This window comes from Pseudomonas baetica (genome assembly GCF_002813455.1).
Lineage (GTDB): Bacteria > Pseudomonadota > Gammaproteobacteria > Pseudomonadales > Pseudomonadaceae > Aquipseudomonas > Aquipseudomonas baetica.
In genome coordinates, this window is sequence record NZ_PHHE01000001.1 from 791,060 (window position 1) to 807,045 (window position 15,986).

Annotated in this window: 5 protein-coding genes and 1 pseudogene; 2 read left to right on the forward strand and 4 right to left on the reverse strand. The window is 62.1% G+C overall.

The window, feature by feature from the left end:
* Positions 1-3: 3 nt before the first annotated feature.
* Both ATI02_RS03580 and ATI02_RS03585 read left to right on the forward strand, forming a co-directional pair.
* Entirely contained in the window at positions 4-13,626 is a 13,623-nt protein-coding gene (locus ATI02_RS03580) for a non-ribosomal peptide synthetase (protein WP_100845444.1), read from the forward strand.
* Positions 13,627-13,689: 63 nt separating this feature from the next.
* Positions 13,690-14,637, forward strand: a complete 948-nt coding sequence (locus ATI02_RS03585; RefSeq protein ID WP_100845445.1) for an alpha/beta hydrolase — start codon at positions 13,690-13,692, stop codon at positions 14,635-14,637.
* A gap of 111 nt (positions 14,638-14,748) precedes the next feature.
* Here ATI02_RS03585 and ATI02_RS03590 read toward each other — a convergent pair whose 3' ends face one another.
* From ATI02_RS03590 to ATI02_RS03600, 4 genes and pseudogenes are all read right to left on the reverse strand, one after another.
* Positions 14,749-15,006, reverse strand: a complete 258-nt coding sequence (locus tag ATI02_RS03590; protein WP_100845446.1) for a bacteriocin immunity protein — start codon at positions 15,004-15,006, stop codon at positions 14,749-14,751.
* Between the two features lies 1 nt (position 15,007).
* Positions 15,008-15,133 (reverse strand): annotated as a pseudogene (locus tag ATI02_RS33125) (HNH endonuclease); the annotation flags it as partial.
* 21 nt (positions 15,134-15,154) lie between these two features.
* Complete coding sequence (locus ATI02_RS03595) at positions 15,155-15,415, reverse strand: bacteriocin immunity protein (RefSeq protein WP_100848424.1); 261 nt, start codon at positions 15,413-15,415, stop codon at positions 15,155-15,157.
* A gap of 171 nt (positions 15,416-15,586) precedes the next feature.
* Positions 15,587-15,937 (reverse strand): bacteriocin immunity protein, encoded by a 351-nt coding sequence (locus ATI02_RS03600; RefSeq protein WP_338110251.1) that lies wholly within the window; start codon positions 15,935-15,937, stop codon positions 15,587-15,589.
* Positions 15,938-15,986: the final 49 nt, after the last annotated feature.

Genomic DNA, 15,986 nt, shown 5'->3' on the forward strand with positions numbered 1-15,986 from the left:
GGCATGCAGCAGTTGATTGAATCGGTAGGCGCGCTTTCTCCCGAGAAACGCAAGGCGCTGGCGATTCTACTGGGCAAACAGGGCATTAACCTTTATGGCATCGCGCCGATTTTCCGGCGCACCGAAGGTGAACCGCTGCTGTTGTCTTATGCCCAGGAGCGGCAGTGGTTTCTCTGGCAGATGGAGCCGGACAGCGCGGCGTACCACATCCCCACGGCGTTGCGCTTGCGCGGCGCCCTGGACATGGCAGTACTGCAGCGCAGTTTCGATACGCTGATCGAGCGTCACGAAAGTCTGCGCACCGGGTTTGCCCGAGGTGATCAGGACAAGGCCATTCAGCTGATCAAGGCGCCGTATGCCTCGCAGATCGAGGTTCATCAACTGGCAGGCGAAGTCGATGAGCCGCGTTTGCGCACGGCCATCGAAGCACAGATCGCCCGCCCGTTCGACCTTGAACAGGATGCGTTGCTGCGAGTCTGCCTGTTGCAGTTGGCACCGGACGATCACGTTCTGGTGATGGTGCAACATCACATCATTTCCGATGGCTGGTCGATGCAAGTGATGGTCGGCGAACTGATCGAACTCTATGCCGGGTTCAGTCGGGGCGCACCGGCCACGCTGGCACCGTTGCCGATCCAGTACGCCGATTTCGCCCAGTGGCAACGCAGCTGGATGGACGCCGGTGAGCGGGAGCGGCAACTGAGCTATTGGGTCGAACACCTGGGTTCGGATCCGGCCGTGCTGGAACTGCCGGCCGACCATCCGCGCCCCCTGGTGCAAAGCTATCGCGGCGCACGTCTGGATCTGCAACTGGACGCGGCGTTGAGCAAAGGCTTGCAGGACCTCGCGCGCCGTGAAGGCGTGACGATGTTCATGCTGTTGCTGGCGGCGTTCCAGACCTTACTGCATCGCTACAGCGGTCAAGATGACATTCGCATCGGCGTGCCGATTGCCAACCGCAACCGCGCGGAAACCGAAGGGTTGATCGGCTTTTTCGTCAACACCCAGGTCTTGCGCGCCACCCTCGACAGCAGCATGCCGTTCAGCGCGTTGCTGGCCCAGGCCAAGCAATCGGCGCTGGGCGCGCAGGCGCATCAGGATCTGCCGTTCGAGCAATTGGTCGAAGCTCTGGCGCCGGAACGCAGCCTGAGCCGCAGCCCGTTGTTCCAGGTGATGTTCAACCATCAGAGCGGCGCGCGGCAGGCCAGTCAGGCCATGCAATTGCCGGGGCTTGCGATTGAAAGTGTGAACTGGGACAGCCTCACGGCGCAGTTCGACCTGACCCTTGAAACCCACGAGTCGCCGCAAGGCGTGTGGGCCTCGCTGATCTACGCCACGGACCTGTTTGAGGCGACGTCCATCGAGCGTATGGGCCGGCACTTGCAGGCGCTGCTCAAGGGCATCGTCTGCGATGCGCAACAGCGTCTCGGCGAGTTGCCGTTGCTCGATGCCAGTGAGCGGCAGGTCTTGCTGCACGACTGGAACCCTGTGGACGCTCCGTTTGCCAGCGATCTGTGCATCCACCAGTTGATCGCTCTTCAGGCGGCGCAGACCCCGGATGCACGCGCGGTGACCTTTGCCGAGCGGCACCTGACGTACGCCCAGCTTGAAGCGCGGGCCAACCCGTTGGCGCATGCCTTGATCGAGCGTGGCGTCGGCCCGGAAGTGCGGGTTGGCGTGGCGATGCAGCGCTCGGAGAATCTGCTGGTCGCTCTGCTGGCCGTGCTCAAGGCTGGGGGTGTGTACGTGCCACTCGACCCGGACTACCCGGCCGACCGTGTCGCTTACATGCTCGAAGACAGCCGTGCGTTGTGCCTGCTGACCGAACGGGATGTCGCCACCAATCTGGCGATTGCCGCCGACACCGACGTGCTGCTGATGGACAACGCTGCCGAAGATTTCGCCGCGTACCCTGCGCAAGCGCCGGACACGCGGGTGTCGGCCGACAACCTGGCGTATGTGATTTACACCTCCGGTTCTACCGGCAAACCGAAAGGCGTGGCGATTGCGCATCGCAACGTGCTGGCGCTGATCGACTGGTCGCAATCGGTGTACAGCCGCGACGATATTCAAGGCGTGCTGGCCTCGACCTCGGTGTGTTTCGACCTGTCGGTGTGGGAACTGTTTGTCACCCTGGCCAACGGTGGCTCGCTGATCATCGCCCGTAATGCGCTGGAGTTGCCGCAGTTGCCGGCCCGTGATCAGGTGCGCCTGATCAACACCGTGCCGTCGGCGATTGCCGCCCTGCAACGCAGTGGCGAGATCCCGCCGAGCGTGCGCATCATCAATCTGGCCGGCGAGCCGCTCAAGCAAGCGCTGGTCGACACCTTGTACGCGCAACCGACGGTCGAGCATGTTTTCGACCTGTACGGTCCGTCGGAAGACACCACCTATTCGACCTGGACCCGGCGCACGGCGGGTGGCCAGCCGAGCATCGGCCGGCCACTGAAGCACACCGCCAGCTATGTCCTCGATGGCGAGCTGCAACCGGTGCCGCAAGGCGTTGCCGCCGAACTGTATCTGGCCGGTGCCGGCATCACCCGCGGTTACCTGGCCCGGCCGGCGTTGACCGCAGAAAAGTATCTGCCGAACCCGTTCGGTGCTCCGGGCGAGCGCTTCTACCGCACGGGTGACCTGACGCGTTATCAAGTTGACGGCAACCTGCAATACGTCGGGCGTATCGACCATCAGGTCAAGGTGCGCGGTTTCCGCATCGAGCTGGGCGAGATCGAAGCGCGCCTGTTGCAACAAGACGCGGTGCGCGAACTCGCGGTACTGGCGCAGGAAGGCGCGAGCGGTCAGCAACTGGTCGCCTACATCGTGCCAAGCGCTGCCCTGGGCAATGCCGAAGAGCAAGCGCGTCTGCGCGAAGTGCTCAAGGCCGGCCTGCGTGAACACCTGCCGGAATACATGGTGCCGGCACATTTGCTGTTCCTTGAACAACTGCCGCTGACCCCCAACGGCAAGCTTGATCGCAAGGCACTGCCCAAACCTGACGCAGCGCTGGAGCAGCACAGCTACCTGGCGCCGAGCAATGACAACGAACGGCAGTTGTGCGAGATCTGGCAGGCGGTACTCGGGCTCGAGCAGGTGGGCGTCACCGACAACTTCTTTGCCCTCGGCGGTGACTCGATCATCTCCATCCAGGTGGTCAGCCGGGCGCGTCAGGCCGGTCTGCGCATCACCCCCAAGGATCTGTTCCAGTACCAGACCGTACAAGGTCTGGCCCGGGTCGCCCAGCGTGGCGAGGCGGCGTTCAGCATCGAGCAGGGCGCTGTCACCGGCAGCACGCCGTTGCTGCCGTTCCAGCAACGATTCTTCGAACTGCAGATTCCCGAGCGTCAGCGCTGGAACCAGTCGCTGTTGCTGAAACCTTCGCAGACGGTCGACGCCGATGTCCTCGAACACGCCTTGCAGGCGCTGGTGGCGCATCACGATGCCTTGCGCTTGAGCTTTAGCGAAGGCGCTGATGGCTGGACTGCCACGCACCGTGCGCCGGACAACCAGCCGTTGCTGCAACGGGCGAGCGTGCAGCACGCCGACGAAATCGAAGCGGTGTGCGACGCCGCGCAAGGCAGTCTTGATTTGCAAAACGGTCCGCTGTTGCGCGCCGTGCTACTTGAGGTCGGCGACGGCAGTCAGCGTCTGTTGCTGGCGATCCATCACCTGGTGGTCGACGGTGTGTCCTGGCGCGTGTTGCTGGAAGATTTGCAGAACGCTTGCGAGCAACTGCAAAACGGTCAGACGATCAAACTCGCGGCCAAGACCAGCCCGTTCAAGGACTGGGCGCAACACCTGCAAACGTTCGCCGCCGGCGAGCTGCACAACGAACTGGCGTGGTGGGCCGAGCAGTTGGGCGAGGCGCCTGCCGATCTGCCTTGCGACAACCCTGCGGCGACCTTGCAAAACCGTCACGCGGTGAGTGTGGAAACCCGCTTGAATGCCGATCAGACCCGCCAATTGCTGCAGCAGGCGCCCGCCGCCTATCGCACGCAGATCAACGATGTGCTGCTGACGGCACTGGCGCGGGTGATTTGCCGCTGGACCGGGCAGGCTTCGACCCTGATTCAGCTCGAAGGTCATGGCCGTGAAGAGCTGTTCGACGACATCGACCTGAGCCGCACCGTTGGCTGGTTCACCAGCCTGTTCCCGGTACGCCTGACCCCGGCCATGGGCCTGGCCGACTCGCTCAAGGCGGTCAAGGAACAGCTGCGTGGCGTGCCGAACAAGGGCCTGGGTTTTGGAGCCTTGCGTTACCTGGGCGATGAACACGCGCAGCAGACCCTCGCCGCGCAGCCGGTACCGCGCATTACCTTCAACTACCTGGGGCAGTTCGACAGCCAGTTCGACGATGCCGCGCTGTTCGTGCCCGCCAGTGAAAGCACCGGCCGTGAACAGAGTTCGCTGGCCCCGCTGGCCAACTGGCTGGACATCAACGGCAAGGTCTATGGCGGTGAGCTCAACCTCAGCTGGTCGTTCAGCCACGAAATGTTCAATCAGGCGACGATCCAGCGTCTGGCTGACGACTATGCGCAAGAACTCAATGCGCTGATCGCCCATTGCTGTGAGGCGAACAACCGCGGCGTGACGCCGTCGGACTTCCCGTTGGCTGACCTGAGCCAGGCGCAGCTCGATCAGCTGATCACGGATCCGCAAGCGGTGGACAACGTTTATCCACTGTCGCCGATGCAGCAGGGCATGCTTTTCCACACCCTGTACGAACAAGGTTCGGGCGATTACATCAACCAGATGCGCGTGTCGGTGGAAGGGCTCGATGTCGAGCGTTTCCGTCAGGCCTGGCAAGCGGCGCTGGAGGCTCATGACATTCTGCGTACGCGGTTTGTCTGGGGCGGCGCGCAAGCGCAGCCACTGCAAATCGTCGAACGCACGGCCACGCTGCCGTTCACCGTTCACGACTGGCGCGGCCAGCCGAGTGAAGCGCTGGAGGTGCTGGCCGAGGCCGAGCGCAGTCGTCCGTTCGACCTGAGCGAGGTGCCGCTGTTGCGCCTGGTAGTCGTGCGCACCGCAGCAGACCGTCACGAACTGCTCTACACCAGCCATCACATTTTGATGGACGGCTGGAGCAACTCGCAGTTGCTCGGTGAGGTGTTGCAACGCTATGCCGGGCAAGTGCCTGCAGCGACCATCGGCCGCTACAGCGATTACATCGCCTGGCTGCAGCGTCAGGACAGTCAGCTCAGCGAGCAGTTCTGGCTTGAACGTCTGGCTCAATTTGATGAGCCGACCCGCCTGGCCCAAGGGCTGGCGGATCGTTCGGCGAGCGCCGATGGCGGGACCGAACAATATCAGCAGTGGATCGACGCCACCGGCACGTTGCGCCTGAGTGAATTTGCCCGCCAGCAAAAGGTCACCCTTAACACCCTGGTGCAAGCGGCGTGGCTAGTGCTGTTGCAGCGTTACACCGGGCAATCGACCGTGGCATTCGGCGCCACCGTGTCGGGGCGTCCGGCGAACCTGCCGGGGGTCGAGCAGCAGGTCGGCCTGTTCATCAACACCTTGCCGGTGATTGCCCGTCCGGAACCGCAACTGACGGTCAGCCAGTGGCTGAAAACCGTGCAAGAACTCAACATCGCCCTGCGTGATTTCGAACACACGCCACTGGCCGATATCCAGCGCTGGTCGGGGCAGGGCAGCGATGGCCTGTTCGACAACCTGTTGGTGTTCGAGAACTACCCGATCTCCGAAGCGTTAGAGCAAGGCTCAGCGCTGGGCCTGAATTTCGGCGCGGTCGACACCCGTGAACAAACCAACTTCCCTTTGACGGTCGGGGTCAATCTGGGCGAAACCCTGTCGGTGCATTACAGCTTTGCCGTGGCTAATTTCAGCCAGGCGACGATTGCCCGTCTGCACGTACAACTGGCCTCGCTGCTGGAGCAATTCGTGCAGTCGGCCAATGCGCGTCTCGGCGCGTTGACCCTGCTCAGCCGTGAAGAACAGCACCGTTTGCAGGACAGCAATCGTGCGCAGCCGTGCACCGATCCGTTGCTGGTGCATCAGCGTATCGCGGTGATTGCGGCGCAGCAGGCGCAACAAGAAGCCGTGCGTTGTAGCGATCAGGCATTGACCTTCGCCGAGCTTGAAACCCAGGCCAATCGTCTCGCGCATGTGTTGATCAATGAAGGCGTCGGCCCGGAAGTGCGCGTCGGCGTAGCCCTGCCGCGCAGCCCATCGATGCTGGTGGCCTTGCTCGCTGTGCTCAAGGCCGGCGGCGCCTACGTGCCGCTGGACGCCAGCTATCCGCGCGAGCGCCTGGCCTATCTGATCGAAGATTCGGGCATCGCGCTGTTGCTCACCGATTCGCAATTGCGCACCCGGTTGCCGCTGAGCCCCGGTTTGCGCGCACTGGATCTGGACTCGCTGCCCACCGCCGAATGGCCAGACGTTGCGCCGCAGGTCGACGTGCAGGCGGAAAACCTCGCCTACGTGATTTACACCTCAGGTTCCACCGGACAACCCAAGGGTGTGTGCGTGGCGCACGGCCCGCTGGCGATGCATTGCCAGGCCATCGGCCAGCGTTATGAAATGACCCCGGACGATTGCGAGCTGCATTTCATGTCGTTCGCCTTCGACGGCGCTCATGAACGCTGGTTGACGCCGCTGACCCATGGCTCGCGGCTGTTGTTACGTGACGACAGTCTGTGGAGCCCGGAGCAGACCTATACCGCCATGCAACAGCACGGTGTGACCGTGGCGGCGTTCCCGCCGGTGTACTTGCAGCAATTGGCCGAGCACGCCGAACAGGTCGGCCAGCCGCCCGCAGTGCGCATTTACTGCTTCGGCGGCGACGCCGTGCCCAACGACAGTTTTGAGCGGGCGCGTGCCGCGCTGGCGCCGCAGTACATCATCAACGGTTACGGGCCGACCGAAACCGTGGTCACTCCGCTGATCTGGAAGGCCGGGCGCCATGACGAGTGCGGCGCTGCCTATGCACCGATCGGCACGCGTATCGGCGACCGCAGCACCTGTGTGCTCAGCGCTGATCTCAATGCGTTGCCACAGGGCGTGATGGGCGAGTTGTACCTGGGCGGCACCGGGCTGGCCCGGGGTTATCTGGATCGTCCGGCGATGACCGCTGAACGCTTCGTACCCGATCCGTTCGGGGCGCCGGGCAGTCGTCTGTATCGCAGCGGTGACCTGGTGCGTGAGCGCGCCGATGGCGTGTTTGACTATCAGGGGCGCGTCGACAATCAGGTGAAAATCCGTGGTTTCCGCATCGAACTGGGCGAAATCGAAGCGCGTCTGCTGGAGCTGAGCAGCGTGCGCGAAGCCGTGGTACTGGCGCATGCCGGGCCCAGCGGCAAGCAACTGGTGGCCTATCTGGTGCCGACGCAACCGGTAGCAGAGGCTCATCTGGGCGAATGGCGCGACAGCGTGCGCAACGCCATCAAGGAGAGTCTGCCAACGCACATGGTGCCGGCGCACTTGATGGTGCTGGCGCAACTGCCGGTGACTCCGAACGGCAAGCTGGATCGCAAGGCGCTGCCAGCACCGGATGCCCGCCTGATGCAGAACAGCTACGTGGCGCCGCGCAACGACATGGAGCAACGCATTGCCACGATCTGGGCCGATGTCCTGCGCCTTGAACGTGTCAGCGCCACGGACAACTTCTTCGAACTGGGCGGTGATTCGATCATCTCGATTCAAGTGGTCGGCCGTGCGCGGCAGGCCGGTATCCAGTTCACGCCCAAGGATTTGTTCCAGCATCAGACCGTGCAGGCACTGGCGGCAGTCGCGCAACTGGGCGGCACGCTGCTGAACATCGACCAGGGGCCGGTCAGCGGCGCGACGCCGTTGCTGCCGTTCCAGCAATGGTTCTTCGCCAGCGAGATTCCCGAGCGGCATCACTGGAACCAGTCGTTGCTGCTCAAACCGGCGATGACCCTGCACGCCGACACCGTTGCGCAAGTGCTTCAGGCACTGGTTGTGCATCACGATGCCTTGCGCTTGTCGTTCCGTGAAACGACTGACGGCTGGACCGCCACTCACCGCCCGATCGAGCCTGCGCCAGCACTGCTCTGGCAGCGCACGTTGACCGATCCTGGTGAAATCGAAGCCACCTGCCAGCAGGCCCAGGGCAGCCTCAATCTGCACGACGGTCCGCTACTGCGAGGTGTGCTGCTCGATCTGCCGGACCACACTCAGCGTTTGCTGCTGGTGGTGCATCACTTGGTGGTCGACGGTGTCTCGTGGCGGGTTCTGCTGGAAGATCTGCACACCGCGTTCAGCCAGATTCAGGCCGGGCGCGAGGTCGCGTTGCCGGCCAAGACCAGTGCCTTCAAAGCCTGGGCCGAACGCCTGCAGGCGCACACCGCCAGCCTTGATGATGAACAGGCCTTCTGGCGTGAGCACTTGCAGGGGGCAACCGCCACGTTGCCGTGCGAGCGCCCGAACGGCAGCCTGGAAAATCGCTATGCGCAAAGTGTGCAGACGCGTCTTGCCCCTGAGCTGACCAGACAACTGTTGCAACAGGCTCCGGCGGCTTATCGCACGCAGGTCAACGACCTGCTGCTGACCGCACTGGCGCGCGTCATCAGCCGCTGGAGCGGGCATGACTCGGCGCTGATTCAGCTGGAAGGTCATGGTCGTGAAGACCTGTTCGACGATATCGATCTGAGCCGCACCCTCGGCTGGTTCACCAGCGTGTTCCCGGTGCACCTGACGCCGGCCAGCGAGCTCGCTGACTCTATCAAGCAGATCAAGGAACAACTGCGCGCGATTCCCGACAAGGGCATCGGTTTTGGTGCCTTGCGTTATCTGGGCGATGTCTCGGCGCGTGAGACCCTGGCAGAACTGCCAACGCCGAAAATCACCTTCAACTACCTCGGCCAGTTCGACAGCCAGTTTGACGAAGCTGCGCTGTTCCTGCCGGCCGGCGAAAGTGCCGGCAATGACCTCAGCGATCGCGCCCCTCTGGGCAACTGGTTGTCGGTCAACGGCCAGGTGTATGGCGGTGAGCTGAGCCTGTCGTGGAGCTTCAGCGAGCAGATGTTCGACACCGCGACCGTGCAGGCATTGGCCGATGATTACGGGCGTGAACTGACGGCGCTGATCGACCATTGCGTGGTTCCGGGCAACCACGGCCTGACGCCGCCGGATTTCCCGCTGGCTGCGCTGGACCAGGCGCGTCTGGACAGCTTGCCGGTGCCGGTTGCGGACATTGAAGACATCTATCCGTTGTCGCCGATGCAGCAGGGCATGCTGTTCCACACCTTGTCCGATGATGGTGACGATCTCTACGTCAACCAGCTCAACCTGTCCGTCGAAGGCCTCGATATCGAGCGCTTCCGTGCCGCGTGGGATTGCGTGGTGCAGCGCCACGAAATTCTGCGCACGTCGTTCCACTGGCAAGACAGCCAGGCGTCACCCGTGCAGATCGTCCACCGTCAGGGCGTGGTTGACCTGCAAGCGCTGGACACGCCGATGGATGATGCGCAACTCGCCGAGTTCGCCCGTCAGCAGCGCGTTCAGGGCTTTGCGCTGGACCGCATGCCGTTGCAGCGCACGCGCCTGATTCGTCTGGGTGCGGACAAGTACCAATTGATCTGGACCAGCCACCACATCCTGATGGACGGCTGGAGCAGTTCGCAGTTGTTCGGCGAGGTGCTGCAGCATTACGCGACCGGTCAGGTTGAAGGCGAGAGCGGTCGTTATCGCGACTTTATCGCGTGGTTGCAGCAGCAGGATTCGGCGCAACTGGAGCAGTTCTGGCGCGGCCACTTGCAGACGCTGGTCGAACCGCCCGCGTTGAGCCAGGCGATGCACCCGCGTCACGAGTCCGCCGAGCACGGGCACCAGGCGTTGTACACCCGTTGGGATGCACAGCAGACCGCTTTGTTGCAGCAGCATTGCCGAGCGCAGGGCATCACCGCCAACACGCTGATTCAAGGCGCATGGTTGCTTTTGTTGCAGCGCTACACCGGGCAACACAGCGTGGCGTTTGGTGCCACCGTGGCCGGACGCCCGGAAGGCTTGCCGAATGCCGGCAGCATGCTGGGTCTGTTCATCAATACCTTGCCGGTGATCCAGACCCTCGATCCGGCACAGCCGCTGAATGCCTGGCTGAGCAGCCTGCAGGCTTACAACCTCGACCTGCGTGAACATGCTCACGCGCCGCTGGCGGACATTCAGCGCTGGTCGGGGCAGGGCGGGCAAGCCTTGTTCGACAGCATCATCGTGTTCGAGAACTACCCGATCGACCAGCGTCTGGAACAGGCACCGGGCGGCTTGCGTTTCGGCACCTCGGCCAGCCATGACGTGACCAACTTCCCGATGGACCTGGCGGTGCATCTGGGCGAAGAGTTCTCCATCGAGTACCTGTTCCTGCGTGATCGTTTCAGTGTCGAAGCGGTCGAGCGGATCCGCCAGACCATGGAAGTGTTGCTGCACAGCATGATGCAGCAACCGACCGAGCGTCTGGGCAATCTGCAACGTCTGGCTGCGCCACAATGGCAGGCCTTGCAGCAGTGGGGCGCAGAACCGGCGGCGGTGCATCGGCGTGAGTTGTTGCCGGCGATGATTGCCGCGCAACGTCCTGAGGCCGTTGCCGCCGAATGTGGCGACGAGCAGTTGAGTTACGCGCAACTTGAGCGCCGTGCCAACCAGTTGGCGCATCATTTGATCGCGGCGGGTGCCGGTCCGGAAGTACTGATCGGTGTCGCACTGGAACGCTCGCTCGACATGCTGGTGGCGTTGCTCGCGGTGTTCAAAAGTGGCGCTGCCTACGTGCCGCTGGACATCGATTACCCGAGCGATCGTCTGGCCTTCATGATCGAAGACTCCGGTATGCGTCAGATGATCAGCCGTGGCGCCGCCAGCCAGCGCTTGCCGCTGCCGGCGAACCTGCCATTGCTCGATCTCGATCATTTCGATGGCAATCAATATCCGCACACCGCACCGCGGGTGCATACCTGTGATGACAGTCTCGCGTACCTGATCTACACCTCGGGCTCTACCGGTTTGCCCAAAGGTGTCGCGGTGACCCACGGACCGCTGAGCATGCATTGCCAGGCGATCCGCGAACTGTACGAAATGGACGCCAGCACCCGCGAATTGCACTTCATGTCGTTCGCCTTCGATGGCGCGCATGAGCGCTGGCTGACCACCTTGGCCTTCGGCGGCACCCTGGTGCTGCGCGATCATGAACTGTGGACGCCGGAGCAGACCAGCCACGCCTTGCTCAGCCGTTCGATCGACATCGCATGTTTCCCGCCGGCCTACCTCAAGCAGGTCGCCGAGTACGTCGAGGCCAGCGGTATGGCCGTGCCGCAGGTGCGCATTTACTGCCTGGGCGGTGACGCGGTGCCAGAGCAGACGTTGGCGCAAGTTCGCCGCGTGCTGCGGCCGCAGTTCATCACCAACGGTTACGGCCCGACCGAAACCGTGGTCACGCCGATGCTCTGGAAAGCGCCGAACGATGAAGCCTGCGCTGCCGCCTATGCGCCGATCGGGCGAGTGGTCGGCCAACGCTCGCTGTGGGTGCTGGACGACGATCTCAATCCGCTGCCACAAGACTTGTCCGGCCAGTTGTATATCGGCGGCTACGGGGTAGCCCGCGGTTACCATGGCCGTGCGGCCATCACCGCCGAGCGCTTCGTGCCGGATCCGTTCGGCGCGCCGGGCAGTCGTCTGTACCGCAGCGGTGACCTGGTGCGCCTGCGTCACGACGGCATCCTCGATTACGTCGGCCGCGCCGACCATCAAGTGAAGATTCGCGGCTTCCGCATCGAACTGGGTGAAATCGAAGCCTGCCTGCGTGCTCAGGACGGTGTCACCGATGCGGTGGTTATCGCCCGTGACGGCGTTTCGGGCAAACAGTTGATCGGTTACGTGGTCAGCGCTGACGACAACGCCGGTGACCGCCTCAAGACGTTGCTGCGCGCACAACTGCCGGAATACATGGTGCCGCTGCAGATCATTGTTTTGGCACGCCTGCCGATTTCGCCGAACGGCAAACTGGACCGCAAAGCGCTGCCGGAGCCAGAGTTTTGCGCCGATCAATATCAGGCGCCACGCAACGAGCAGGAGCGCTGGCTGGCAGAGATCTGGGCCGATGTGCTGCAAGTGGAGCAGGTGGGTATCAGCGACAACTTCTTCGAGTTGGGCGGTGATTCGATTCTCAGCCTGCAAGTGATTTCCCGGGCGCGCAACCATGCGCAACTGAAACTGGACATCAAGCTGCGCGACCTGATGCGCTTCCAGACCATTGGCAACCTGTTCGACCAGCAAGCGGTCGCGCACTCGAGCCAGACCGCCGACAGCAGTCATGTGGCGCAGGCTGGCGCGTTTGGTCTATTGCCGATTCAGGAGTGGTTCTTCGCCGAGGGCATGAGTGAACCGCATCATTTCAATCAGGCGATGATGCTGCGTTCGCGTCAAGCACTGGATGCCCCGGCGCTGGAGCAGACGCTGCGGTTGATGCTGGAGCAGCATGACTCATTGCGGCTGCGTTTCTATCAGGATCAGGGTCGCTGGCTGCAGCACTACCAAACATTGCAGGACACTTTGCGCATCGCCGAGCACAACCCGTTGCTGTGGCAGCGTGAGATCAGCGATATCGAGCAACTCGACGCACTGGTCAACCAGGCCCAGCGCAGCCTCAACCTGCTCGAGGGGCCACTGCTGCGCGGCCTGCTGGTGAACCTGCCGGACGGCGAGGTACGTCTGCTGTTGGTGGTTCATCACCTGGTGATCGATGCGGTGTCGTGGCGGGTATTCCTGCAAGACCTGCAAATGGCCTACGAGGCGTTCAGTCAGGGCCGCGAGCCGCAACTGGCGCAGCGCACCAGCAGCTATCGCGCCTGGGCCGATGGCCTCGCGGCGCAGGTGCCGGCACTGGTCGAGCAAGAGCTGGATTACTGGCTCGAACAGCTGGATCAGCCGGGCAAGGATCTGCCGTGTGACAACCCGCGCGGCAAGAACCTGGTGCGTTTTCGCGAAGAAACGTTCATGGGGCTCGACGCCACCCGCACCGGGCAATTGCTCAAACAGGCGCCAGCGGTGTACGGCACGCAGATCAACGATCTGCTGCTGACCGCGCTCGGTCGTGTGCTGTGTCGCTGGAGCGAGGCCGAGTCGGTGCTGGTGCAACTGGAAGGGCACGGCCGTGAAGACCTGGTCGACGGGCTGGACCTGAGCCGCACGCTTGGCTGGTTCACCACCATGTTCCCGGTTCGGCTGGCGCCGATGCCACAGGAGGACTTCGGCGCGTCGATTCTGGCGGTACGCGAGCAGTTGGCGGTGGTGCCGCAGAAGGGCGTCGGCTACGGCGCGCTGCGCTACATGGCCGATGCGTCGGTGCAACAGCGTCTGGCGGCGTTGCCACAGGCGCGACTGACCTTCAACTACCTGGGGCAGTTCGACCAGACCTTTGATGAGCAGGCGATGCTGATGCCGGCGGACGAGCACATCGGCGACGTCTACAGCCTGGACGCCAACCTTGGCAACTGGCTGGAAATCGTCGGTCAGGTGTTCGACGGCAAGCTGTCGATGCGCTGCATGTACAGCACCCGTCGCTTCCGCCCCAGCACCATCGAGACCTTGATGCAGCAGTATCAGGCCGAGCTGGAAGCGCTGGTCGAGCATTGCCTGCAACAGTCGGCGCGCTGAGCCGGTCTTTAACTTTTTGAGAGGGGCGGTGTGCATTGCGCGCAGCGCCCCGGGATGTGATGCATGCCATTGAATTCGGAAGTAGCGGCGTTTCTTGATCTGGTCGAAGACAATCAGAACGACGCGTTTCACCAAGGGACACCCGAGCAGGCGCGAGAGGCGTTCGAGCAGTCCTCGCAACAGATGCGTTGGGCCGTGCCGGATGTCGACGTGAGCGAGGTGCAACACCGTGCCCGCGACGGCGCTGAACTGACCTTGCGGTTGTACCGTCCGTTGCAAAAGGGCGGTGTCTTGCCGGTGCTGCTGTTTTTGCACGGCGGTGGTTTTGTCGTCGGCAGCCTCGACTCCCACGACGGTATCTGCCGCGAGTTCTGCGCGCGCACGCCGTGTGCGGTGTTGTCGGTCGGCTACCGTCGCGCGCCGGAACACAAGTTCCCGGTGGCGTTGCATGATTGTGCCGATGCACTGGATTGGCTGCGCGAACAGGCTGGTGAATTTGCTCTCGACCTGTCGCGCCTGGTGTTTGGCGGCGACAGCGTCGGCGCCACGCTGGCGACCGTGCTGGCGCTTGAGGCGCGCGCCCCCGGCGCGCTGAAACCGTGCCTGCAATTGCTCTGCTACCCGGTGACCGACGCCTCGCAACGCCGTGAATCGATGGACTTGCTCGGCGAAGGCTACCTGCTGGAAAGCGATTCCCTGGAATGGTTCTACCAGCACTACGCCCGCAGCATCGAGGATCGCAGCGACTGGCGCTTCTCGCCACTGCTGTGCAGCGACCTCGCCGGCGCCGCCCCGGCCTACGTCGCCCTGGCAGGCTTCGACCCGCTGGTGGACGAAGGCCGCGCCTACGCCGAACGTTTGGCCAGCACCGGAGGATTGCTTGAATGCCGCGAATTCAGCGGCCACGTGCACGACTTCCTGCGCATGCGCATGGTCACCGAAGAGGTGGAGGCAATTTATCAGGAGCTGGTGGCTGTGCTGCGCACTGTGATGTATCCCGAAACGGTCTGATCCGCCCTGGCCTGATGTGTGCGTCCACACCTCAGGCCATCAACATCCGCCCCTGTGGGAGCGAGCCTGCTCGCGAAGAGGCCGGTCCTGACAGCTTGTTTCAGGAACTGACTATTGCGGTTTGAAACCGGGTTTGCCGTTGGCGGCTCGCCATTCCTTCACTTTGCTAACGATCGCTTCCGGGGTAGCCTCCTCGTCGGAGTTGGCGTAATAAATCATGTCCGAGCCGTGGGGGTGTTCAGTCAGCTCTTCAAATAACAGCACTGCGCGGACCTGTTCTTTTTCCGAGTCAAATTGCGCATTGCAAATTCCGGATACGAACCGCAGAAAATCTGCTTCGGTGTAATCGGAAAGAATTGGTTTGTGCATTTCAATTTTTTCCCTTGTGGATTTCAGAGTGTTGTTTTGGTGTGGTGACTCTTATGTTTTCAATGTCGTAGATGTCACCGCTTTTGGATATGTATTTCGTGTGGTGTAGTTCGAGATTAATCTGGCTGACAGTTCTTTCAGGGACTGACTATTCCGGTTTGAAACCCGGTTTGCCGTTGGCGGCTCGCCATTCTTTGATGGCTTTTAAAACGCCTGCGGGGCTGTCTTCGACTCCCTTAGCCGGGTAGTACAAAATATCCGAACCGCTCGGGTGTTCCGAAATGTTCACTATGTTGTCCACTATCGCGTCGTGCTCTCTCTCGGAAGAGTAGTCTCCCTCCACCAAACGATTTATTAAGGCTGCATATTCTGACTCTGTGTATTCCTCAAACTTGGCCTTCAATACCATTTTCAAATTATCTCTCCCAGTGCCGGACAACATTGAACCTGTGGCGAGGGAGCAAGCTCCCCCGCCACAGAGCTATGCATCTTCAGGGCTGTACCGGTCTGAGTATCACTCCCTGTGGGAGTGAGCCTGTTCACGAAGTGGTCAGCCCTGACAGCTTTTTTCAGGAACTGACTATTCCGGTTTGAAACCTGGTTTTCCGTTGGCGGCGCGCCAATCTTTGATGGTTTTTAAAACACCTTCCGGACTGTCTTCAACACCTTCGGCGGGATAATACAAAACGTTTGATCCTGCAGGGTGCTCGGCTGCATCGACGATGAGTTCTACAATTTCATCCAGCTCTTTTTCTGATGAATAGTCTCCTGCGAACAGGCGGCTAGTCAGGGCTACATATTCTGACTCTGTGTACTCTTCGAACTTGGCCTTCAATACCATCTTCAGTTGCTCCACCGATACCGGAAAATCTTCAACCCGTGGCGAGGGCGCTTGCTCCCGCTGGTCTGCGCAGCAGACCAGAGTCGGCATAAGCGGAGTGTCAGGCACACGTTGAACTCTGGTTTTACGACTGCGGCGC